Raw genomic sequence first — 23,139 nt, forward strand, 5'->3', positions numbered from 1 at the left:
GTTCAGGGGGAGAGACGGTCCCGGACGAGGTCGCTGGCGGTCGTCGTGCCGACACGACGGGTGAAGGCGAGGGAGCCGCCGGCGACGAGGGCGACACCGAGGAGCAGCGTGGCCAGGCGGACCGGCAGTCCGGTGCGGGGGAGGCCCGCCGTCGGAGTTCCCGCGACGCCCGAGCCGCCGCCGAGGGAGCGGGTCTGCTCGGCGAGGCCGTCGTCGATGGGCTGCTCGGGGACGACCGGGATCGCCGCGGCCTCGGACAGCGCCGACAGCACCAGCCGTGACGGATGGTCGGCGTCGTTGTGGATCGTGATCGCCGCCCCCGCCGACGCCGGGAGGTTCTCCAGCGTCGGGGCCAGATGCGGCAGGTCGAAGGACTGCACCGACATGCGCAGGCGGGAGCCCTCCGGGATCACCGCGCCGGTCGGGAACACCTCGACGTCGATCGGGGCGATCTCGCCTACGTCCAGCGACCGCTTCGACTCCTCGGTGAAGGGGTGCCATGGCTGGACGATCTCGCCGTCGATCGTTCGGGATTTCGACAGGTCGGTCGCGTTGAGCGAGATGGTCTGCCAGCCGCCCGTCAGCCGTTCGACCGTCCCGTCGGGATGGACGAGCGAGACGTGCACCGACAGCAGGCCGTCGCCGGTCGTGCTCGACGTGTAGAGCTTCGCGGCGATCGGGCCCAGGATCTCCAAGTCGTCGGTCATCGGCTCGGTCTCGAAGACCACGCCCAACTGGTCGTTGAGGGTGTTGTCGTCATTGCAGGGGTTGGGGATCGGGAACGAGTTGGGGATGCCTGCCGTCCACTGGGTCGCCGAGCGCGAGCACAGTCCCGCCGCGGCCAGGGGGATGATCGTCGAGGAGCCGTCTGCGACCTCGCCCTCGGTCAGCAGGCCCGACGAGCCCGGCGTCGACGTGCCGGACAGGTGGTAGACCTGCGCGCGCTGTTCGTCGAGGTAGGCGTCACGGCCCTTCCACTCGCCCGAGCCCAGCTCGTAGTAGGTGAAATCGGGGATGTCGCTGTCGAGCGCCGGGTCGGGCAGCTCCTTGACGTAGCGGTCGAACCAGCGCAGCTGCAGCTCTGAGAGGGAGCCGTAGCCGGCGTCCGGGACGCCGGGTCCGGTCGACCCCTCCAGATGGTCCCAGGGGCCGAGCAGCATCTTGACCGGGACGCCCTGCTCGTGGAGCTGCTGGAAGATCATCGGCGTCCCGCGCTGGAACAGGTCGTAGTGGCCGCCGACGAGGAAGGTGGGCACGTCGATGTTCGGCACGGACCGCAGCAACGTCGAGCGCTCCTGGTACCAGGGGCCGTCGTAGGCGCGCTCGCCGCCGGCGAAGGCGTTGAGCAGCAGGTCGAGCGTGCCGGTGGTGCCGAGCACGTGCTCCAGGAGGTTCTGCAGCACGACCTCGGGCGAGACGTTGCCGCTGGTCGGCGGCATCGCGCCGGTCAGGCTCACCAGGCCCAGCCACAGCGGCATGAAGCCCACGTCGAGCTGGCCGCCGGAGGCGACCACGTCGCGGTAGACGTCGGCGCTCGGCACCTGCGGGAAGATCGCCTTCAATCCTTTCGGGTTCTGCCCGGCCGCGAACAACTGCGTGATGCCCATGTACGACGGGCCGGTCATGCCGACCGAGCCGTTGCTCCAGGGCTGCTCGGCCGCCCACTCGACGACCTCCTTGGCGTCGAGCTGCTCGCGCTCGCCGAAGACCTGCCAGGTGCCGCCCGAGGTGCCGGTGCCGCGCGCGTCGACGAGGAGCTGCACGTAGCCGCGCTGGACGAGGAAGCCGCTCGACCCGCCGCCGAGCGGGCTCGCGCCGCTGCCTTGCACACCCTTGTTGTAGGCGGTGATCGTGATGACGACCGGCAGCGGCTCCTCGACCACGTCGCCGTCGGCGTCGACCGGCCGGGTGAGGTCGCCCAGCAGCTCCACGCCGTCCGACATCGGGATGACGAGGTCGGACTCGGTCGCTACGCCGGGATAGTCCACGGGGCGCGGCTCCCAGCCGGAGGCCGGAGCCTGCGGCAAAGGGGCCGCGCTCGTCGGAACCGCCACCGAGCCGACCAGAACCATCAGCGCGGTCGAGAGACCGGCCGCGAGCAGGCGACGAAGCATGAAGAGAGCCCTCCTGTGTCGCTGATCACAACGACGCAGGAGGGCTTCAGGTTACTGGTCGGTCACCTGTGCTTCTCAGGCCAGCGGGCCGACCCGTCCGACCATGTGGGTCACCGGCTTCTTCGAGCCGGTCACGCCGAACTCCGTCGTGCGGCCCTCGGTGCGCGCGCCGAAGACGACGGTCGCGGGCAGCAGGATCGGCTTCTTGAACTCGACGTCGACGCTGGCCGCGTCGGGGGTGCGGTTCGCGATCGCCGCGAGCGCGTGGGCCTTGGTCCACATGCCGTGGGCGATATTGCTCGGGAAGCCGAACGCCTTCGCGGTGACGGGGTACAGGTGGATCGGGTTGCGGTCGCCCGAGACCGCGCCGTAGCGGCGGCCCAGGTTCCCGGCCAGCTTCCACCGGACCACGCCGGACGGCGCCTCCAGACCCTCCAGCGGCGCGGGCGTCTCCTCGGGGGCGCCGCCCTTGCCGCGGGCGAACAGGGTCATGTTCTCGGTCCACACCGTCTCGCCGTCGACCGTGACGTCGGTGAGGATGTCGATCAGGCGCCCCTTCGGATGCGGGCGCAAGTTCGTCGCGCGCACCGCGACGTCGAAGACGTCCTTCGCCGTCAGGGGCTTGTGCTGCGTGATGTTGTTGCGCAGGTGCACCAGGCCCATCGGGGCGAAGGGGAACGCCACGTCGGTCATCAGCGCCATGTGCAGGCCGAAGGCCGCCATGTGCGGATAGGTGATCGGCAGCCGGTCGCTCGGCCCGAAGCCGCAGACCTCGTGGTAGCGGGCTAGGTGGTCGGCGTCGACCGCCACGCCCGGACGCTCCAACACGACGTCGGGCGCGTCCGTGCCGACGTGCTTGACGCCCGGCAGGCCGCCGATCCCGGGGAGGGCCGGCAGCGCCGCCTTCAGCATCAGCGGCGCCGAGGACGGCGCCTTCGCGAAGGTGTGGGTCGTCGTCATGTCAGGCGCCCAGCAGGCTCTGACCGCAGACGCGGACCACGTTGCCGGTGACGGCCTGCGAGCCGGGGCTGGCGTACCAGGCGATGGCCTCGGCGACGTCGACCGGCTGACCGCCCTGCGACATCGAGTTCATGCGGCGGCCGGCCTCGCGGATGCCGAGCGGGATGGTCTTGACCATGTCGGTCTCGATGAAGCCCGGGGCGATGGCGTTGGCGGTGATGCCCTGGCTGGCGACACGCTCCGACAGCGAGGTGATCCAGCCGATGACGCCGGCCTTGGCCGTGCCGTAGTTGGTCTGGCCGTTGTTGCCCGCGATGCCGGCGATCGAGGAGATGCCGACGACCCGGCCGCCCTTGTTGATCAAGCCGCGCTCGAGCAGGTGGTCGGTGATGCGCTGCGGGGCGCCGACGCTGATGTCGACGACCAGCGACCAGTTCTCCGGCTTCATGTTCTTGAGGCGCTTGTCACGGGTGATGCCCGCGTTGTGCACGACGATGTCGACGCCGCCGTGGTGCTGCTCGATGTAGTCCGCGATGGTCTTCGGCGCGTCCTCGGCGGTGATGTCGCCGACGATGTGGCCGCCGCCCAGCTTCTCGGTGACGGCCTTGAGGTCGGCCTCCAGCGGCGGGACGTCGAGTCCGATGACGGTCGCGCCGTCCCGGGCGAGCGCCTCGATCTCCGCCGCGCCGAGACCGCGCGAGGCGCCGGTGACGAGGGCGACCTTGCCGGCGAGCGGCTGGGCGAGGTCGGCGACCTTGTCGGCCTTCTTCAACTCCGAGGAGCCGATGCGGACGACCTGGCCGGAGACGTAGGCCGACTTCGGGGAGAGCAGGAAGCCGAGCGTGGAGCCCAGCGCCTTCTCGGCGCCCTTGCCCACGTAGACGAGGTTGACCGCCGAGCCGCCGCCGACCTCCTTGGCGAGCGAGCGGGTGAAGCCCTCCAGGCCGCGCTGCGCGAGGCGCGCGCCCTCGGTCGCGGCCTCTTCGGGCAGCGCGCCGACGACGACGACACGGCCGCAGGAGGCGAGTTGACGCAGCACCGGGGTGAAGAACTCCTGCAGCGCGACGAGGCCCGCGGCCGAGTCGATGCCGGTGGCGTCGAAGACGAGGCCTTTGTACTTCTTGCCGTCGGCGCGCACACCGGTCGACTCGATGCCGGCGGCCTTCAGCGCGGCGGTGATCTCCTTGCCGACCGCGCCGGTCTTCGCGCTGCCGGTGAGCACCGTGCCCTTGACGAGGGCGCCGCCCTCGTAACGCTCGAGGTACGGCGGGTTCGGCAGCCCGAGGTTCTTGACAAGGAACTTGCCGATCGGGTTGTGCGCGAGGTCCTGGTAGCGATCGCTCACGGAATGTGTCCCATCTCTCGAATACCTGTGGTATCTGAATGTTTCTTCTGACTGTAACCTCGTGTGACAGTGCCGGTCCACTCCGGCACGACGAGGTGCGCGTCACGTTCGCGTTCCATCATCGACCATCCCGAACGGAGTATGCGACATGGCAGACGCCACGCCCGCGAAGAAGGCAGCCGCCAAGAAGGCGACGGCCAAGAAGACCACCACGGCCGCGAAGACGGCTCCGGCTGAGGAGCCCGCCGTCGAGGAGGCCGCCCCGACGTCCACCCCGGAGGCCCAGGTCGTCCGCCGCGTCGCGGTCATCGGCGGCAACCGCATCCCCTTCGCGCGCAGCAACACGGTCTACTCGAACGTCTCGAACCAGGACATGCTCACCGCGGCCCTCGACGGCCTGGTCGAGCGCTTCGGCCTGGAGGGCGAGACGGTCGGCGAGGTCGTCGCCGGCGCCGTGCTCAAGCACAGCCGCGACTTCAACCTGACCCGCGAGACCGTCCTCGGCTCGAAGCTGTCGCCCGAGACCCCCGCCACCGACGTCCAGCAGGCCTGCGGCACCGGCCTCCAGGCCGCCTTCCAGGTCGCCAACAAGATCGCGCTCGGCAAGATCGAGAGCGGCATCGCCGGCGGCACGGACACCACTTCGGACGCGCCGCTGGCCGTCAACGACAAGCTGCGCAAGATCCTCATCGAGGCCAACCAGCTGTCGGCCAAGGGCGACAAGGCCGGCCTCGTCAGGCTGCTGACCAAGATCCGTCCGGCCTACCTGGCCCCCGACCAGCCGCGCAACGCCGAGCCGCGCACCGGCCTGTCGATGGGCGACCACCAGGCCATCACCACCCACGAGTGGGGCATCACCCGCGAGGCGCAGGACGAGCTGGCCGCCGCATCGCACCAGAACCTCGCGAAGTCGTGGGACGAGGGCTGGCAGGACGACCTCGTCACCGCGTTCAACGGCGTCGACAAGGACAACCACCTGCGTCCCGACTCCACGGTCGAGAAGCTGGCCAAGCTGCGTCCGGTCTTCGGCAAGAACCTCGGTGACGAGGCCACGATGACCGCCGGCAACTCCACGCCGCTGTCCGACGGCGCGTCCGTCGCGCTGTTCGCCTCGGAGGAGGAGGCCGCCAGGCGCGGCTGGGACGTCCAGGCGTACTTCGTCGACTACGAGACCGCCGCCGTCGACTACGTCAGCGGGGCCGAGGGCCTGCTGCTCGCCCCGGCCTACGCCGTGCCGCGTCTGCTGGCGCGTCAGGGCCTGACCCTGCAGGACTTCGACTTCTACGAGATCCACGAGGCCTTCGCCGGCCAGGTGCTCTCGACGCTCGCCGCGTGGGAGTCCGAGGAGTTCTGCACCGACAAGCTCGGCCTCGACGCCGCGCTCGGCTCGATCGACCGCTCCAAGCTCAACGTCAAGGGCTCCTCGCTCGCCGCGGCGCACCCGTTCGCCGCGACCGGCGGCCGTATCGTGGCGAACCTCGCCAAGCTGCTGCACGAGGCGGGCCCGGGCAAGCGCGGCCTGATCTCGATCTGCGCCGCCGGCGGCCAGGGCGTCGTCGCGATCATGGAGAGCTGATCCAGCTCCGCCACGAGGGGGTCACACCGGCTTCGGTGTGGCCCCCTTCGCCATGGCCAGGGCTCCGCGGACCAGGAGCGCGCGCAGGGTGTCGGTGGCGACGTCGTCGACGACGGGCATGCCGGTGTTGTGTTCGCGGACCGACCACTGCAGGTGGGCCAGGTTGAGCGCGCCGAGGCCCTGCGCGTAGAGCAGATTCGCCACGAGGGAGGGCTCGTCCACCTGGAAGTCGCCGCTCGCGTCGCCGTCGTCCAGCGCCGCGACGAGGTGGCCGAGGCAGGCGCTGATCGCCGTGCCGAGTTCGATCATGACCTCGTCGCCCACCTCCTCGGCCAGCTCGGCGCCGCGACGGCGCAGCAGCGTCTGAGCGCAGTCGACGAAGGCCGGATGGTCGACCCCGTAGTCGAAGAAGGCCGACACGACGGCGCCGAGCCGCGCGCCGGGGTCGGCGTCCGCGTCGACCCGTTCGGCGAAGCAGGCCTCCAGCTCGCGGAGGTATTCGACGAGGGTGACGGCGAACAGCTCTTCCTTGCCGGTGAAGTGCCGGTAGATGATCGCCCGGTTGATGCCGACGGCGCGCGCGATGTCCTCGATCTGCGCGTCGCGGACGCCCCGCTCGTCGAAGAGCACGCGGGTCGCGGCGATGATCTCGCGGCGCCGCTGCGCCCGCCGTTCGTCGACGTCCATGGACACGACCTTAGTCCGCAGAGTGGATCTGCACGGTCGATCGTCGTTGCCCAGGGTCGGTGGGACGGGCGTGACCGGCGCCTAAGTCGTGGCTCAATCCTTGCTCGCCGAGCCAGTCGCGGAATATTTCCACGAGTTTGTCATCCTTTTGGATTCGGCCGAAGTAGTACTCCGCGCCACGAAGTGCCTCATGTTGTTTGGGCAGATCCCATACGGCGACCCGTTCGGCCAGCTGAAATCTAGTAAGGACGGTCACTCCATGCTTTTCGATGAACTCACGAGCCTCGTCTGATATTGAGGCGCAGACTACCAGCGGTGTTACGTTAGGAGCTATCGTGATGTCTTCAAGGAAATCGGAAACCTGTTTTTCAACGTTGTCCATATTAAGCGACAGATCTTTGACTTCGACGGCCAGTTCCGGCTCGCGTCCTCGGAACCCGTCGACGTCGCCCAGCATTCCGGTGCGAGAGCTGCCCGCGTTGACGGTATGGGATTCAAGGATCAGATTGGGCGAGTCGGCTCGTAAGTACCCGTAGGTCAAGCCTTGAAGGATCGCACCGCCTCGAACGCCCTTGACAGCGGTCGGCATATTCATGAGGGCTTTCTCGAAGGGTCGAGTGATGCGTTCTTGAACTAAGGCGATCTCACGGGTCGGCTTGTCGAGGACGCCGCTCTCCCAGACTAGCTCTGCGAAAAGTCGACGTTCCTTAGGCCGCATCGCCGCGATCATCTCGATGAGCGCGGAGTAGGCCGGCCACGACTGAGTCGCGTGCCCGGGGTTGCTGGGATGGTCGCGCAGCATGACATTGCGGATGACGTGAAAAGCCTTATTGTAGAACGGTCGAAGTCGTATGAAGTCGCCGTCGGGGGTCTCCAAGTTGAGAGTGTTGACGGCCTTGCTTGGCTCTGGCTTCTGCGGAGGATAGGACGATAAGAGCTTCTCGACGCGGTCGATTTGAATTGATTCAAGTAATGATTCAATCTGTGCGACGAATGCCAGTGACAGGGCAGGCCAGTGATTCTGTTGTTGGGGCCTTTGGTTATTCAGCCAATCGAGTGCATCCCTGACGGTCGTCGAATCACTGGCATCGCGTTCGGCGAAGCTCTGTCTGAACCCAAGGTCGAGCGCTACTGCCGCTAAAGGACGGTCGGAGCCTCGAGGGGTGTGCTTTGCTGATGGCGACATCAGAACCATCGCCGCGTGTTCTGCAGGGACTCGCCGAGCGCTTGGGCGAGAAGCGGGGGTACGGCATTTCCCACTTGCAGGCGTTGGCTGGTGATCCCGCCTAGAAAGTGGAAGCGGTCGGGGAAGGACTGCAGACGGGCGCCTTCGCGGGTGGTGAGGCCGCGATCTTGGAAGGGGTGGATACAGCGAGTTCCAGACGGCTTACCGAGATTCTGGGTGATGGTTACGGCCGGAAGCCACGATGCCAGGCGGCTGTACGAGTTGTGGAAACCGCCGCGAGGCTGGAGGTGCTCGGGAATCGAACTCCGGTTCCCGCCGTCTGGCACGTGAGAGATGGCCTCCACGAGGTGGGAGGGATGTTTGCTGACCTGATGTCCTTGAAGAAGCCGACTGTCCCTCCGCATCTCTTTTTGGTAGACGGTGGAAGGGGCGGCGGAATAGTTGACAGCGCTTTCCCCGGGGCCGAGCGGGGGCAGGTCGCCGATGGCTTCGTCGACTGTGACGAAAGATTCCGAATCGTGGGTGACAAGGGGTCCTTGGAAGAGTCCGCGTGTCTTATGTCCGACGAACACGACGCGTCGGCGCAGCTGAGGGACTCCATGCTCGGCGGCGGTGAGCACCATGAAGCGAACGGTGTAGCCTATTTGACGGAAACTATCGCAGACTTCTTGTTCGAAGCTCATGTCTTTCATGCCGAGGACATTCTCGATGACGAACCCTTCGGGTTGAATCCCCGCCACGATGCGCCGGAACTCCAAGAAGAGCACGTTGCGCGGGTCGTGTCGGTCCCGTTTCCCCACGGTGCTGTATCCCTGGCACGGGGGGCCGCCGACGATCCAGTCCGGCTGTCGCGTCAGGTGTTTCTCGATTTCACGGACGCTGAGATCGCGGACGTCCTTCTCGAGGACGGGGTGGCCGGGGAGATTGTGACGGTACGTGGTCACGGCGTCGGACCAATGGTCTGAGGCCAGAAGGCAATCCATGCCCGATTGCTGTAGACCCCATGACAGTCCGCCTGCGCCGGCGAAGAGGTCGATGAATGTCTCAGGCATGCTGGAAGCATAGGCCGCAGGTCTGACAAGAGCGGCGCGTAGTCTCGCGAGCATGAGACCACTCTCCGAGCTCAGCCGTCAGGTGGCCCCGTTCCGCGTCGTCTCCGAGTTCGAGCCGGCCGGGGACCAGCCGGCCGCGATCGACGCCTTGGAGCGACGCATCGAGGCCGGAGAGCGGCACTCGGTGCTCATGGGCGCCACCGGCACGGGCAAGACCGCCACGGTCGCCTGGCTGGCCGAGCGGCTGCAGCGGCCGATGCTCGTGATGCTGCCCAACAAGACGCTCGCGGCGCAGTTCGCCAACGAGCTGCGCGAGTTCTTCCCCGACAACGCCGTTGAGTACTTCGTCTCCTACTACGACTACTACCAGCCCGAGGCGTACGTCCCGCAGACCGACACCTACATCGAGAAGGACTCCTCCGTCAACGAGGAGGTCGAACGGCTGCGGCACTCGGCCACCTGGTCGCTGCTCACCCGCCGCGACGTCATCGTGGTCGCCACCGTCTCGTGCATCTACGGCCTCGGATCGGCGCAGGAGTACCTCGAGCGCATGATCGGCTTCACCGTCGGCGAGGAGATGCCGCGCGACCAGTTGCTCCAGACGCTGATCCAGGCGCAGTACACGCGCAACGACGTCACGTCCACCCGCGGCACCTTCCGGGTCAAGGGCGACACCGTCGACATCTTCCCCGTCTACCAGGAGCACGCCGTCCGGGTGGAGTTCTTCGGCGACGAGATCGAACGACTGATGACGTTGCATCCGCTCACCGGCGAGGTGCTGAGCGAGGACCAGCAGCTCTATGTCGGCGCGGCCACGCACTACGCGGTCGGCTCGGACACGATGCGGCGCGCCATAGTCTCCATCCAGGCCGAGCTCGACGAGCGGCTGGCCGAGTTGGAGGCCGAGGGCAAGCTGCTGGAGGCCCAACGGCTGCGCATGCGCACCACCTACGACTTGGAGATGATGCAGCAGGTCGGCAGCTGCAGCGGCGTCGAGAACTACTCGCGGCACATGGACGCCCGCGCGCCGGGCAGTCCCGGCAACTGTCTGCTCGACTACTTCCCCGAGGACTTCGTGCTCGTGCTCGACGAGTCGCACGTCACCGTGCCGCAGATCGGCGCGATGTACGAGGGCGACATGTCCCGCAAGCGCACGCTCGTCGAGCACGGCTTCCGGCTGCCGAGCGCCATGGACAACCGGCCGCTCACCTGGGGCGAGTTCTTGGAGCGCACCGACCAGACGGTCTACCTCTCGGCCACGCCCGGCGACTACGAGATGAACCAGACCGGCGGCGAGGTGGTCGAGCAGATCATCCGGCCCACCGGCCTGGTCGACCCGGAGATCATCGTCAAGCCCACCAAGGGCCAGATCGACGACCTCATCGGCCAGATCCGCGAGCGGGTCGAGCGCTCCGAGCGGGTGCTGGTCACCACGCTCACCAAGAAGATGTCCGAGGACCTCACCGACTACCTGATCGAGGCGGGCATCCGCACGCGCTACCTGCACAGCGAGATCGACACGCTCCGCCGCGTCGAGCTGCTGCGCGAGCTGCGCCTCGGCGAGTACGACGTGCTGGTCGGCATCAACCTGCTGCGCGAGGGCCTCGACCTGCCCGAGGTGAGCCTCGTCGCCATCCTCGACGCCGACAAAGAGGGCTTCCTACGCTCCACGCGGTCGCTCATCCAAACCATCGGCCGCGCGGCGCGCAACGTGTCGGGCCAGGTCATCATGTACGCCGACCGCGTCACCGACTCCATGGCGCAGGCCATCGACGAGACCAACCGGCGGCGGGAACGGCAGACCGCCTACAACCGCGAGCACGGCATCGACCCGCAGCCGCTGCGCAAGAAGATCGGCGACATCACCGACATGCTCGCCCGCGAGGACGCCGACACCGACAGTCTGCTGGCGGCCACCGGCGATCACCGGCGCAAGGGGGCGGCGGTGCCGCTGGGGGAGTCCCCCGCAAGCGGGAGGTACCCCCAGCGCGCGGATCTGTCCGACATGCCGTCGGCCGACCTCGCCGCGCTGATCGAGTCGCTGAGCGAGCAGATGCGGGCCGCCGCGGCCGACTTGCAGTTCGAGGTGGCCGCCCGGCTGCGCGACGAGATCGCCGAGCTGAAGAAGGAGCTGCGCGGGATGCTCGCCGCCGAGGCTTAGACTGGTCTGCGGAGGGGAGTATTCCTGTCGCCGCAGCGTCGTCATCACGACCTCATCGTCCGGTGCTGCGGGTCCGCATCGCGGGCGGAAGAGACCTCCGGTACGTCCACCCACCACGAACCGGAGGAACAGTGCTTCACACCCTGGCCGCTGGCGGCGGCGCCGCAGCCGGAGGCGTCTCGATGAACGTCTCCACCCTCGAATGGGCGATCACCATCGGCGTCACGATGGCGGTGTTGATCTTCGACATCGTGATCGTCGCCCGCAGGCCGCACGAGCCCTCGATCAAGGAGTGCTCGGTCTACCTGGGCGTCTACGTGTCGATGGCCGTCGCCTTCGGCGTCTGGGTCATGACCCACCACGACGTCGCCGCCGAGGGCGGCGACTTCGGACTGCAGTTCTTCGCCGGCTGGCTCACCGAGTACAGCCTGTCGGTCGACAACCTGTTCATCTTCCTCATCATCATGGCCAGCTTCAACGTGCCGAGGAAGTACCAGCAGGAGGCGCTGCTCGTCGGCATCGTCATCGCCATCGTCTTCCGCGGCATTTTCATCGCGCTCGGCGCGGTCGCCATCAACCAGTTCTCCTGGGTCTTCTACCTCTTCGGCGCCTTCTTGATCTACACCGCGATCAACCTGGTCACCGACGACGACCACGACGACGACGCGGAGAACGCGGTCGTGCGCTTCGCCCGCAAGCGTTTCACCGTTTCGGAGAAGTGGGACGGCCTCAAGCTGGTCGTCAAGGAGAACGGCAAGAAGGCCATCACGCCGATGCTGTTGGTCGTCATCGCGCTCGGCACCACCGATCTGCTGTTCGCGCTCGACTCGATCCCGGCGATCTACGGTCTGACCAAGGAGCCGTACCTGGTCTTCACGGCGAACGTCTTCGCGCTGATGGGCCTGCGTCAGCTGTACTTCCTGCTGGGCGACCTGCTCAAGCGCCTCATCTACCTGTCGCAGGGCCTCGCGGTGCTGCTGGCCTTCATCGGCGTCAAGCTGGTGCTGCACGCGCTGCATGAGAACGAGCTGCCGTTCGTCAACGGCGGCGAGCATGTGAAGGTGCCGGAGATCCCCATCGAGCTCAGCCTCGGCGTCATCATCGGCGTCCTGTCGATCACCGCTGTCGTCAGCCTCGTGGTCTCCGGCCGTCGCGTCCGCGCCGGCCTGACCCCCGAGGGCGAGCCGCTCGTGACCGACGAGTCTGATTGAGCGGTCGAGGTTCGGTTTTCTGGAACAACCCGAGCCACTTCTCGGTCCCCGGCGGGCAGGGTGGACGGGAGTGGGATGAGGTTCTGAACAGTTATCACAAGGCCCTCCGCGCGTTGACACGTGAGGATTTCGCTGGTCGGGACTTCGTGAAGGTCACGGACCACGGTTTCGCCTTCTCGGTCGCGTTCCGGGCTGACGGCACGTTGGAGGAGCGTGATCTGAAGAACCCGCAGAACACGGTGAGCGGTCGCTGGTTGATCGGCGGCGAGCAGCGTGACGACGGGACTGTCGTCGAGGCAGGCAAGGGCTTCCTCGCGACGAACATCCCGCACTACGAGATGGCGCTCTTCGGGGAGCAGCATCGACAGATGGTTCGAGGTGTGGAGTACGAGAAGGGGGTATGGAAGCCGCACTGCTTTGTCTGGCTCGCTCCCGTCGGTTCAGCTGAGGCGGTCGATCTCAGGCGTCGAGTGGGTCTGCCCGACGCCTGAACCACGACTAAGGGGACCGCTGTTCCATGGCCATTGTCGCTCCCTGAGGTGTGACGAGGAACGAGGAGAGCCTCGAAGGGAGTCGCGTCTTGGGGAGCCACAGCGGCCATGAATCAGCGTTTCTCTAAGGCGAGGGAGCCCCCGCCGACCGCATGGTCGGCGGGGGCTCCCTTGTGAGGCGGAGCAGTCAGGGGCGCAGGTCCTCGACCTCGTCGAAGTCCGGCGTGCCCTGGCCGGTGGCCTTGTTGACGGCGATGGTCACCACCCACAGGACCACGCCGATCAGCATGAGGCCGCCGGCGATCGTGTAGACCTCGCCGCTGCGGTCGACCCACGGTCCGGCGAGGAACACGCACAGCGCCGCCGCGACCAGCGGCAGCTGGCCGGGCGAGGTGAAGAACACCTGGCCGTCGTCGCGACGTTGGTTGCGCAGCACCACGCAGGCGACGTTGACGATCGCGAACACGCACAGCAGCAGGAACGCGGTGACGTTCGACAGGTTGCCGACGACGTTGCTCTCGGGGTCGGCGGTCACGTAGAGGATGAGCCCCAGCGCCAGCAGCGTGGTGAAGCCGATGGCGACGGCCGGGGTCTGCCGCCCCGGCAGCACGTGGCCGAGCTGCTTCGGCAGCACGTTCTGCCGGGCCATGCCGTAGATGAGGCGGCTCGCCATGAGCATGTTGATGAGCGCGGTGTTGGCCACGGCGAAGACCGCCAGGAACGGGAACACCTTGTCGATCGGGAAGTCGGGGCTGCCCTTCGAGACGACCTCCAGCAGCGCCCGGCCCTCCGACTCGGCGATGCTTCGCAGTTCGGCGGAGGTCAGCACGCTCACCACTGAGACGGCCACCAGCATGTAGAGCAGCACTGCGATGCCGAGGCCGGTGAGCATCGTGCGCGGGAAGATCCGCTCGGGGTCTTGCGTCTCCTCGACCATGTTGACGGCGTCCTCGAAGCCGACCATCGCGAAGAAGGCGATCGAGGTGGCCGCGGTGACGGCGAGGAACAGGCCCTTGTCGTCGTAGTCGTGGAAGACCACCAGCTCGCCCATGTCGGCCTTTCCTTGGAGGATCACCCAGAAGCCGACGCCGATGACGATGCAGAGCGCCGTGACCTCGACGAGCGTGAGGATCACGTTGAACTTCACGCTCTCGCCGACGCCGCGCAGGTTGATGAGGGCCAGCAGGACCATGAAGCCCATCGCGATGGCGATGATCGCGCCCTTGCTCGCCGGACCGTCGATCCAGCCGTTCACCTCCAGGCCGCCGGTGAGGTTGTCGGCGAGCACCTTCGATGAGGTCGAGGCGCTGGTGATGCCCGAGCAGACCACCGCGAAGGCCACGATGAAGGTGAGGAAGTGGACCCCGAAGGCCTTGTGCGTGTAGAGCGCGGCGCCGGCGGCCTGCGGGTACTTGGTGACGAGCTCGAGGTAGGACAGCGCGGTCAGCGTCGCCACGACGAAGGCCAGCAGGAAGGGCAGCCAGACGAGCCCGCCGACTTTCCCGCCCATCTGCCCGGTCACCGCGTACACGCCGGCGCCGAGGATGTCGCCGACGATGAACAGCAGTAGGAGCCTGGGCCCCAGCACTCGCTTCAACTCGGCCGGCTTCTCGGCCGCCTGCGTTGTCTCGGTCATTGAGACCACCCCGTCCGCTCGGTGTTAGTGACTCACCTCACACTGCCTTGCGGAGGGGGGCATGCGCAAGTTCTGGTGATTGGGAGGGTCGCGACTCGCGGTGTAAGTTGGCGCCCGTGCCGAAACCGTCTGTCCCCGTGCCGGGCTTCCTCAAACGCTGGGCGACCAGCCTGGTCGTGCGCCGCATCCGGAAGAAGGGCATCGACCTGTCGTCGATCGGCTTCCTTCCCGAGGGCACGAAGGTGCCGTTGCAGCGCGAGGGCACCGACCCACTGCCGCAGATCGCCGAGTGGCGCGAGCACGAGCCGATGCGCAAACTGGACCTGCCCTTCGACTTCACCGCCTATCTGGTCACCGGCTATGAGGAGACCCGGCAGATCCTCACTGATCGCAACTCCTATTCCAACGACATCCGCCACTTGTTCTCCGGCGACGGCCCGGCGACGGCCGACGACGTGGGCGGGCTCGGCTTCACCGACCCGCCGCTGCACACCCGGCTGCGCAAGATCATCACGCCCGAGTTCACGATGCGCCGGCTGGCGCGGCTGGAGCCGATGATCGAGGGCATCGTCGACCGCCAGCTCGACGAGCTGGAGAAGGCCGCGGCCGAGAACGGCGGCGTGGCCGACCTCGCCCAGCACCTCGCCTTCCCGATCCCGTTCCAGACGATCTGCGACCTGCTCGGCCTCGACTACGACGACCGGGAGACCTTCGCCGGCCTCGGCAGCGCCCGCTTCGACGCCACGAACGGCGCGGCGGCGGCCTTCGGCGCAGTGTCGGCGCAGCGCGAGTTCCTCTTCGACGCGGTGGCCCGGCAGCGGGTCGAGCCGGGTCCGGGCCTGATCGGGCAGATCCTCCGCGACGAGGGCGACGCGATCAGCGATTTCGACCTGGCCGGGCTCGCCGACGGCGTCTTCACCGGCGGCTTCGAGACCACGGCGGGCATGATCGCGCTCGGCACGATCGTGCTGCTGCGCGATCCTGCCTACGCCGCGCTGGCGCGCGACGGGTCGACCGAGGACGTCGACAGGGTGGTCGAGGAGCTGCTGCGCTACCTCGCGGTCGTGCAGGTGGCGTTCCCGCGCTTCGCGAAGGCCGACATGGAGCTGTTCGGCACGCAGGTCAAGGCCGGCGACGTGGTGCTGGCCTCGCTGGCCGGCGCCAACCGCGACCCGAAGAGCGCGGGGGAGCGGCCCGACGGCTTCGACCCCTACCGCGTCCCCGAGAGCGGCCATCTGGCCTTCGGCCACGGTATCCACCGCTGCATCGGCGCCGAGCTGGCCCGCATGGAGTTGCGCGTCGTCTACCCGAAGCTGCTGAAGCGCTTCCCCGAGCTGGCGTTGGCCCAGCCCGAGAGCGAGCTGGCCTTCCGTCAGCTGTCGTTCGTCTTCGGTGTCGAGGAGTTGCCGGTCACGCTGTGACGGGTGTCCTCGGAATCGGGGACGCTGAGAAGTGGACAGACGGCCGGGGGGGCCTAGTTTTGAGCTATGGCTCTGAAATCTCCGGTGATCGCCGCCATCGTATGGTGTCTGTCGCTCGGCCTTGCCGCGTGCGACAACGACGACACGACTCAGGCGGCCGCCGAGGATCCGGCCGACGAGCCGCCGGCGGTGCCGACGGTGATCGTGCTGGACGCGTCCGCCTCGATGCTGACCGACGACGCGCCCGGGGTGCGTTTCGAGGCGGCCCAAGAGGCGATCGGCTCGCTGGTGGAGGCGCTGCCTGAGTCGCACGAGCTGGGTTTGGTGGTGTTCGGGAACGGGACCGGCTCGACCGAGGCCGAGCAGTCGGCCGGCTGTCAGGACGTGTCCACGCTGATCGAACTCGGTCCCTTGGACCGTGACGAGTTCGTCGCCGAGGTCGACAGTGTGCAGCCGAGTGGGTTCACGCCGATCGCCGCCTCCCTCGGGCAGGCCGCCGAGTTGTTGCCCGATGAAGGGGAGCGCGCGATCGTCATCGTCTCCGACGGCCAGGACATGTGCGGTGAGCTTGGGCTGGGTGACGACCCGTGCGAGGTCGCCGAGGCGCTGGACGGCGTCACGGTGCACACGGTCGGTTTCAAGACCGAAGCCCACGCGGCGGCGGCCGAGCAGTTGAGCTGTGTCGCGGAGTCGACCGGCGGGCTGTTCCTCGACGCGGCGAACCCAGGCCAGCTGGAGGCGAGACTGCCCGCGGTGCTGAACCCGGAATGGGCGCGGTCGACGATCCAACCGGCCGGCTATCACGGGCTGACGCCGGGCATGACGGTCGACGAGGCCGTCTTGTCGGCCGAGGCGGCGGGCGAGGAGCTGCCGGAGGTGGCTGCGACCGGACGCGTCGAGGTGGTCTACGTCGACTGCACGTTGGTGTTCGAGGACGGCGTGCTCGCCCAGGTCGTCTCCGAGAGCGACGATTTACAGACGATCGACGGGATCGGCGTCGGCGACGACATCGCGAAAGCGGAGGAGCTCTACAACCTCGACGACCTCCCGTCGGCTCCGACCGACGAGGGGACGGTGGTCTATCCGGCCGATCTGGTGAGGGGAACCGGCTATGAGTTCAGCTTCGAGCCCGCCGACGGCGGCAGTGACACGGTCTCCGGGACCATCACGAAGATCATCCTGTGCGCGTGCCTGCCGGAGAAGCGGTGGAGCGACGACCCGAGCGATTGGAAGATCGGACCGGGCTACTACGGCCCGCTGGAGGTTGGCATGCCGATGACAGAGATCGAGGAACAGGGCTTCGCCCAGAAGATTCCTGATCCCACGTGCAGCGACACGTGGGAGCGCACCGACAAGATGCCCGATTTCGCTTTCCTTCGAGATGATTGGTATGGGCAAGTTGGGCCGGACGGCCGCATGCTTGCTGGCGTCGGCGTGTCGTCCCACGATTGGGAGACGAACAAAGATTTTCCACCAGAGGATCTGCCGAAGTCAGCTGAAGGCGCCGGAGTCGGAACCTCGGTCGAGGAGTTGCGACGGATCTACGGCGAGCGGCTTCACTATGAGGAGTGGTTCGTCGAAGGCGGACGCAATCTCGGTTACGTCGTGTACGGAGAGAAGGGCGCGCTCATCTTCAACATCGGGTCGGAATATCAGTCGTACGACACAGTGCAGGGCCTCGAGGTGGTGGCAGGAACGTCAGGAGACGACCTTATTCCGATCATGTACGGCTGCTGAGCACCTTGTTCATAGAGGGCTCGTCGCCATCCCGTCCATCAGCCGTTCGATCACAGGGTGGTCGTAGCGCCTGGACTGCGGCGCACCGGCGCTAGCATTGCTGTCGGGAGGTGGTCGAGATGGCGACGCTGACGATCCGGAACCTTCCCGAGGAGACGCGTCGGGCGCTCAAGGAGCGTGCGGCGCGGAGCAATCGCTCGATGGAGGCCGAAGTGCGCGACATCCTGCAGGAGGCGGTGTCGTCGCGGTCGAGTTGGGTGACGGAGTGGTTGGATCACACCGCCGCGCTGCGCGGAGACTTCGAGCTTCCTGAGCGCTCCTCGCCGCGTGGGGTCGACCTGGCGTGATCGTCGTCGACACGAATGTGTGGTCGGAGACGCTTCGTCTCGCGCCGGAGCAGCGGGTCCTCTCGTGGTTGCGTCAGCACGAACACGAGGTCGTGGTCACCTCGGTGACCGTCGGCGAACTGCTTTTCGGCGCTCGGCGCTTGGCTCCCGGCCGACGCCGCGACGAGTTGCTGCGAGGTGTCGAGCGTCTGATGGGAGGAGCGGCGGCGCGTGTCCTTCCCTATGACCGCGTCGCCGCGGAGGAGTTCGCCCGACTTCGTGCCGCCCGTGAGGCGCGGGGGCGGGTGGTGAGCGTCGAGGACACGATGATCGCAGGTGTCTGCCTGTCCCGGGGCTACGACCTCGCCACACGGAACACGCGAGATTTCGACGACACTGGTGTGGAGCTCCACAACCCGTGGGGTTGAGTCTGAGCCGGTCGGGCGGGTTGAATGACGGGTATGCGGGACGACGACCCTGACCCTCTCCCTTCCCTCTGGCCGCTGACCGGAGCCGACGCCTTGCGCGACGAGCTGCTGGCCGCGTACGCCGAGCCCAGCCGCGGCCACCACGGGACCGGCCATCTGCGCGAGGTGCTGGAACGGCTCGACGAGCTGGCGGCCGCAGGGACGCCGTTCGACCGGACCACCGTGTCGCTGGCGGCCTGGTTCCACGACGCGGTCTACGACGGCGAGCGCGACGCCGAGGAGCGGTCGGCGGTGTGGGCCGAGGCGGCGTTGCCGATGCACCTCGACGCGGCGACGGTGGCCGAGGTGGTGCGTCTGGTCCGGCTCACCGAGGACCACCGCCCCGATCCGGAGGACACGTCGGGCTGCGCGCTCTCCGACGCCGACCTCGCCATCCTCGCGGCGCCGCCGGAACGCTACGACGCCTATGTGGCGGGGGTCCGGGCTGAGTACGCGCACCTGCCCGACGACGTGTTCGTCGCCGGTCGCACCGACGTCCTGCGCGACCTCGCCTCCTCGCCCCAGCTGTTCCGCACGCGGCACGGACGGGCGCACTGGGAGGAGCCAGCGCGGGCGAACATGGCACGCGAGCTGGCGGGGCTCGTCGGTTAGGGGCGCGCCAGGCCGTGTTCGAAGGCGTAGACCACGGCGGCGGCCCGGTCGCGGAGGTCGAGCTTGGTGAAGACCCGACCGACGTGGCTCTTGACGGTGAGCTCGGAGATGACCAGCTCCTCGGCGATCTCGCGGTTCGTCAGGCCCCGCGCCATCGCCCGCAACACCTCGAGCTCCCGGGCGGTCAACGCCGAGGCCGCCTCCGGCGAGCGGGTCGGCGCGTGGCGGAAGGCCGTCAGCACCCGCGCGGTGACCGCCGGGTCCAGCCAGGCCTGACCCCCGGCGACCGCGCGGACGGCCCGGATCAGGTCGTCGGCGGGCGTGTCCTTGAGGACGAATCCGGCCGCCCCGGCGCGCAGGGCGCCCGAGAGCATCTCGTCGTCGTCGAAGGTGGTCAGCACCAGGACCGGCGGCGCGTCCTCGTCGGCGCGCAGACGGCGGGTCGCGGTGATCCCGTCGACCCGCCGCATGCGCAGGTCCATGACGACGACGTCGGCCGCGGTCCTCGCGAGTGCGGCGGGCAACTCGTCGCCGTCGGCGCACTCGGCGACGACCTCGAAGCCGTCGCGGCGGCGCAGGATCCGGCGCAGGCCGGAGCGGACGAGCTCTTGGTCGTCGACGAGGACCAGTCGGATCGGACCGTCAGCGGGCGTCATCGGGCCTCCCCTCGACGGCGTCCCGCCGGGGGACGGTCAGGCTGACCCGCCAGCGTGCTCCGTCCGGCCCGGCCTGCAGGCTCCCGCCGAGCTGGGCCGCGCGGGCCCGCATGCCCTCGACGCCCGAGCCGAGGCCGTCGCCACGCGGCGCGCTCGCGCAGGGATTCACGACGGTCAGACGCACCTGGTCGGCGTCGACCTCGACCCGCGCCTCGGCGGCCGCCCCAGGGGCGTGCCGAGCGACATTGGTCAACGACTCCTGGAGCACCCGGTAGAGGCCGAGGCCGGTCGCGCGGTCGAGGCCGCCCAGGTCGCCGTCGGTCCGCCAGTCCACCGCGAGCCCGGCCTTGCGCAACTCGTCGACGAGGCTGTCGAGGTCGGAGGCGTCGGGGAGCGCCCGCGTGTGGGCCGCGTCCCGCGACAGCAGCCGGACGGTCGCGCGGATGTCGGCCATCGCGCCGCGTCCGACGCGCTCGGCGTCCGTCAGCGCGGCGAGGGCGTCGTCCTCGTCGTCGTCGAGCAGCGCCTGGCGGGCTCCGGCCACATGCAGCAGCGTGACCGACAGGGAGTGCGCGACGAGGTCGTGGACCTCCCGGGCGAGCCGCTCGCGCTCGGCCACGGTGGCGCGTTCGCGCTCACTGGCCCGCGCCGCCCTCTCGGCGGTGAGCGCCCGCATCAGCCAGCGCAGCATGCAACCGACCAGGAAGCCGAAAACGATCGTCGTCAGCGGAGTGCCGGATGGCGAGCCGACCAGCACCACCGCCGCGATCCCGGCGGCCATCGTCGCGACGCCGGCCCGCCAGCCGTCGGTGGCGGTCAGCCGGGCGGCGGGCACGGCCAACACCGCCGGGGCGAGGTCGAGCGTCGGGTCGACCGGCGCGCTGGCGGCCATGATCCAGGCGACGCCGCCGACCGTGATCGCCGCCGCGCACCACCACGGCACCCAGGCCCGGATCGTCCCCTGGAGCACATCGGGCAGGACCACCAGCGCCGCCACCCACAGGATCGGCGACGGGGGAGCGACCAGATCGCGTTGGACGAGCGCGACCGCGAGGCAGGACACGAGCATCACGTGCGAGGCGATGGCGATCCACCAGGGATAGGCGAGGCCGTGGCGCTCGGACTTCGCGTCGAAACGCTCCAGCCACGCGTGGGCGGCGGCGCGCGGCACGGCGGTCATGGGCTCAGCCTAGGCACGGCCGGCGCTGTCGTCGTCCTGCCACGGTAGGAGGACGACTGCCTCCCGTGGGACGACGCGGAGGGCGGCGCGTCGCCGTAGCGTGACCGGCATGGACTCGACGACCTCCTCTCGTTCCGCGTGGCCCGGCGCTCTCTGGGCGTCGTGGGCCCTCGGCTGCGGGCTCAAACGAGCCGGCATGCGTGTCGGCGCCCGGCGGGGCGATCCCTTCGCCCGGCTGGAGTTCGACCCGGGGCTGCGCGCCGACCCCTATCCGGGCTACGAGGCGCTGCGGGCCTCCGGGACGATCGTGCGGGGCGCGGTGGTGTCCGGGACCGTCGACCACGCGGCCTGCTCGGAGATCCTGCGGAGCCCGGCCTTCGGGGTCGCCGAGGGCGACGCGGCGATGCCGGCCTGGCTGCGGCGCCTGCGTCGGTCCTTTCTCACGGTGGAGCAGTACGGGCCGTTGGAGCCTCCCTCGATGCTCGCGGTCGATCCGCCGCTGCACACGCGGTACCGGCGCCTGGTGACGCGGGACTTCGCGGCGCGCTCGGTCGCCGGCCTGGAGACCCGTGTCCGGGAGGTGGCGCGGGGCCTGTTGGACGAGATGGCCGACGCGCCGGGCGAGGTCGACTTGATCGGCGCCTACGCCGGACGGCTGCCGGTCGCCGTCATCGGGGATCTGCTCGGCGTGCCCGAGGACCGCCGTCAGGACCTGTTGCGGTGGGGCGACGGCGCGGCGCGGCTGCTCGACCCCGCGCTGTCGTGGCGGGAGTATCAAGAGGCGATCGACGGGGTGCGGCAGCTCCAGGAGTGGTTCGGCGGCCAACTGGACCGCCTGCGGCGTGAGTCCGAGGACCACCTGCTCGGCCGTCTCGTCGACCTCGACGGCCCCGACGCGCTCACCACCCACGAGCTGCGCGCGACCGGCCTGCTGCTGTTGGGCGCGGGCTTCGAGACCACCGTCAATCTGATCGGCAACGCCGTCGGCCTGCTGTTCGACCACCCGGAGCAGCGGGCGGCGCTGCGCGACGACCCGTCGCTCTGGGCGAACGCGGTCGACGAGACTTTGCGGTTCGAGCCGCCGGTGCAGTTGGTCCCGCGTCAGGCGTACGAGGACGCCGAGGTGCGCGGTGGGACCGTGCGGGCGGGCACGACGGTCCTGGTCATGCTCGCCGGGGCGAACCGCGACCCGGAGGTCTTCGCTGATCCGGGGCGGTTCGACGTGACCCGGCCGGACGCCGGCGCGCACCTCGCCTTCTCCTCCGGGGCGCACTTCTGCCCGGGGGCGGGCCTGGCCCGACTGGAGGGACGGGTGGCGCTCGAGGAGCTGTTCGCCCGTTTCCCGGACCTGCGGCCGGCCGGGGAGAGGGTCCGTCGTCCGACGCGGGTGCTGCGCGGCTGGGGGCGGCTGCCGGTCGCGGCCTGAGCGCGGCTCACCAACCGCGCTCGCGCCACTCGGGCAGGTGGGGGCGCTCGGCGCCGAGGGTCGAGTCGTTCCCGTGGCCCGGGTAGAAATGGGTGTCGTCGGGGAAGCGGCCGAAGATCTTCGTCTCCACCTCGTCGATCAAGGTCGCGAAGTCCTCCTCGGCCCACGTCTTGCCGACGCCGCCGGGGAACAGCGAGTCGCCGGTGAACAGGTGCACGATCCCGTCGGGGTCGTCGTAGGCGAGCGCGATGGAGCCGGGCGTGTGGCCAGCGATCTCGACCACTTCCAATTCGCAGGAGCCGACCCGGACCCGGGCGCCGGCGGCCACATGCTGGTCGGTCGGCACGTGGATGTGCTCGGCGTCGACCGGGCTGGCCAGGGTCTCCGCGCCGGTGGCCTCCTTGACGGCCGCGAGCGCGTTCCAGTGGTCGGGGTGCCAGTGCGTCGTGACGATCCGGGCCAGGGGAGCGCCGTCGAGCTCGGCCAGGATCCGCTCGGCGTCGTCGGCCGCGTCGATCAGCATGCGCTCGCCGGTCAGCACGCAGCGCAGCAGGTAGACGTTGTTCGCCAGATCCCCGACCGCGAATTTCGTGATCTCCAGGTCGCCCGCGTCCCGCACCTCGGCCGGACCGCCGACCTCGACCGTTCCGGTGTACGTCACGGGGCGATCCTAGACGCTCACAGGCCAGGTGGTGCGCTTCGGTTGAAACGCGGCGGTCCGGGCGTCTCGTGTTGAGCGGGTGCGCGGAGGAGCCGTCACCCGTGTGGTACTTTGAGCCGTCTGGTGTGAGGGAACCCGGTGAGAATCCGGGACGGTCGCGCCACTGTGAGGGTCTGAGACACCAAGGACCTGAGTCAGATACCTAGCCGGACTGCAAGTCATACGGACGCGTCA

General features: G+C 68.7%; 20 protein-coding genes and 1 riboswitch. Of the genes, 10 read left to right on the top strand and 10 right to left on the bottom strand.

Annotated elements, in window-relative coordinates:
- Positions 1-2 precede the first annotated feature (2 nt).
- The 3 genes from QM621_RS11480 to QM621_RS11490 form a co-directional block, all read right to left on the bottom strand.
- Positions 3-2,114: a CocE/NonD family hydrolase gene (locus QM621_RS11480; protein WP_414990517.1), complete on the bottom strand. Its 2,112-nt coding sequence runs from the start codon at positions 2,112-2,114 to the stop codon at positions 3-5.
- A gap of 75 nt (positions 2,115-2,189) precedes the next feature.
- Positions 2,190-3,074: a MaoC/PaaZ C-terminal domain-containing protein gene (locus tag QM621_RS11485; protein ID WP_414990518.1), complete on the bottom strand. Its 885-nt coding sequence runs from the start codon at positions 3,072-3,074 to the stop codon at positions 2,190-2,192.
- Position 3,075: 1 nt separating this feature from the next.
- Entirely contained in the window at positions 3,076-4,419 is a 1,344-nt protein-coding gene (locus tag QM621_RS11490; protein WP_414990519.1) for a 3-oxoacyl-ACP reductase, read from the bottom strand.
- Positions 4,420-4,567: 148 nt separating this feature from the next.
- On the opposite strand from QM621_RS11490, the gene QM621_RS11495 reads away from it, so the two are divergent.
- Positions 4,568-5,995 carry an acetyl-CoA C-acetyltransferase gene (locus QM621_RS11495; RefSeq protein ID WP_414990520.1) on the top strand — a complete coding sequence of 476 codons (1,428 nt, stop codon included), beginning with the start codon at positions 4,568-4,570 and terminating at the stop codon, positions 5,993-5,995.
- Between the two features lie 21 nt (positions 5,996-6,016).
- Here the strand turns inward: QM621_RS11495 and QM621_RS11500 are convergent, their stop codons facing one another.
- The 3 genes from QM621_RS11500 to QM621_RS11510 are packed head-to-tail and all read right to left on the bottom strand — an operon-like array spanning position 6,017 to position 8,920.
- Entirely contained in the window at positions 6,017-6,682 is a 666-nt protein-coding gene (locus tag QM621_RS11500) for a TetR/AcrR family transcriptional regulator (protein ID WP_414990521.1), read from the bottom strand.
- A gap of 10 nt (positions 6,683-6,692) precedes the next feature.
- Positions 6,693-7,877: a hypothetical protein gene (locus tag QM621_RS11505; RefSeq protein ID WP_414990522.1), complete on the bottom strand. Its 1,185-nt coding sequence runs from the start codon at positions 7,875-7,877 to the stop codon at positions 6,693-6,695.
- On the bottom strand, positions 7,868-8,920 hold the full coding sequence (locus tag QM621_RS11510) for a DNA cytosine methyltransferase (protein WP_414990523.1): 1,053 nt from the start codon (positions 8,918-8,920) through the stop codon (positions 7,868-7,870). Before QM621_RS11510 ends, QM621_RS11505 begins: the two co-directional genes overlap by 10 nt.
- A 52-nt stretch (positions 8,921-8,972) precedes the next feature.
- Here QM621_RS11510 and uvrB point away from each other — a divergent pair, with 52 nt between their 5' ends.
- The 3 genes from uvrB to QM621_RS11525 all read left to right on the top strand — a co-directional run bounded on the left by uvrB (position 8,973) and on the right by QM621_RS11525 (position 12,783).
- Positions 8,973-11,081 carry an excinuclease ABC subunit UvrB gene (uvrB, locus tag QM621_RS11515; protein WP_414990524.1) on the top strand — a complete coding sequence of 703 codons (2,109 nt, stop codon included), beginning with the start codon at positions 8,973-8,975 and terminating at the stop codon, positions 11,079-11,081.
- A 182-nt stretch (positions 11,082-11,263) separates the two neighbouring features.
- The gene (locus QM621_RS11520) at positions 11,264-12,292 is read left to right on the top strand and encodes a TerC family protein (RefSeq protein ID WP_414990593.1); all 1,029 of its coding nucleotides are present in this window, start codon (positions 11,264-11,266) and stop codon (positions 12,290-12,292) included.
- Positions 12,293-12,438: 146 nt separating this feature from the next.
- Positions 12,439-12,783 carry a hypothetical protein gene (locus tag QM621_RS11525; RefSeq protein ID WP_414990525.1) on the top strand — a complete coding sequence of 115 codons (345 nt, stop codon included), beginning with the start codon at positions 12,439-12,441 and terminating at the stop codon, positions 12,781-12,783.
- 187 nt (positions 12,784-12,970) lie between these two features.
- On the opposite strand, the gene QM621_RS11530 is transcribed toward QM621_RS11525, so the two are convergent.
- The gene (locus QM621_RS11530; protein ID WP_414990526.1) at positions 12,971-14,419 is read right to left on the bottom strand and encodes an APC family permease; all 1,449 of its coding nucleotides are present in this window, start codon (positions 14,417-14,419) and stop codon (positions 12,971-12,973) included.
- 116 nt (positions 14,420-14,535) lie between these two features.
- Between QM621_RS11530 and QM621_RS11535 the strand changes: the two genes are divergently transcribed.
- The 5 genes from QM621_RS11535 (at position 14,536) to QM621_RS11555 (ending at position 18,982) form a co-directional block, all read left to right on the top strand.
- Entirely contained in the window at positions 14,536-15,840 is a 1,305-nt protein-coding gene (locus tag QM621_RS11535) for a cytochrome P450 (RefSeq protein WP_414990527.1), read from the top strand.
- Between the two features lie 66 nt (positions 15,841-15,906).
- On the top strand, positions 15,907-17,577 hold the full coding sequence (locus QM621_RS11540; protein WP_414990528.1) for a vWA domain-containing protein: 1,671 nt from the start codon (positions 15,907-15,909) through the stop codon (positions 17,575-17,577).
- 119 nt (positions 17,578-17,696) lie between these two features.
- A complete protein-coding gene (locus QM621_RS11545; RefSeq protein ID WP_414990529.1) occupies positions 17,697-17,924 on the top strand; it encodes a FitA-like ribbon-helix-helix domain-containing protein in 228 nt (75 codons plus the stop codon).
- Complete coding sequence (locus tag QM621_RS11550) at positions 17,921-18,331, top strand: type II toxin-antitoxin system VapC family toxin (RefSeq protein ID WP_414990530.1); 411 nt, start codon at positions 17,921-17,923, stop codon at positions 18,329-18,331. Before QM621_RS11545 ends, QM621_RS11550 begins: the two co-directional genes overlap by 4 nt.
- A 33-nt stretch (positions 18,332-18,364) precedes the next feature.
- On the top strand, positions 18,365-18,982 hold the full coding sequence (locus QM621_RS11555) for a hypothetical protein (protein WP_414990531.1): 618 nt from the start codon (positions 18,365-18,367) through the stop codon (positions 18,980-18,982).
- Here QM621_RS11555 and QM621_RS11560 read toward each other — a convergent pair.
- On the bottom strand, positions 18,979-19,638 hold the full coding sequence (locus QM621_RS11560) for a response regulator (RefSeq protein ID WP_414990532.1): 660 nt from the start codon (positions 19,636-19,638) through the stop codon (positions 18,979-18,981). The genes QM621_RS11555 and QM621_RS11560 overlap by 4 nt on opposite strands.
- The gene (locus tag QM621_RS11565; protein ID WP_414990533.1) at positions 19,625-20,818 is read right to left on the bottom strand and encodes a sensor histidine kinase; all 1,194 of its coding nucleotides are present in this window, start codon (positions 20,816-20,818) and stop codon (positions 19,625-19,627) included. The genes QM621_RS11560 and QM621_RS11565 overlap by 14 nt, the downstream gene beginning before the upstream one ends.
- A 109-nt stretch (positions 20,819-20,927) precedes the next feature.
- Here QM621_RS11565 and QM621_RS11570 point away from each other — a divergent pair, with 109 nt between their 5' ends.
- On the top strand, positions 20,928-22,244 hold the full coding sequence (locus QM621_RS11570; RefSeq protein ID WP_414990534.1) for a cytochrome P450: 1,317 nt from the start codon (positions 20,928-20,930) through the stop codon (positions 22,242-22,244).
- Between the two features lie 7 nt (positions 22,245-22,251).
- Here QM621_RS11570 and QM621_RS11575 read toward each other — a convergent pair whose 3' ends face one another.
- On the bottom strand, positions 22,252-22,905 hold the full coding sequence (locus QM621_RS11575) for an MBL fold metallo-hydrolase (RefSeq protein ID WP_414990535.1): 654 nt from the start codon (positions 22,903-22,905) through the stop codon (positions 22,252-22,254).
- A 128-nt stretch (positions 22,906-23,033) separates the two neighbouring features.
- Positions 23,034-23,109, top strand: a riboswitch (cobalamin riboswitch).
- Positions 23,110-23,139: the final 30 nt, after the last annotated feature.

This window comes from Aeromicrobium sp. (genome assembly GCF_047606445.1).
In the GTDB taxonomy this organism is placed as follows: Bacteria; Actinomycetota; Actinomycetes; order Propionibacteriales; family Nocardioidaceae; genus Aeromicrobium.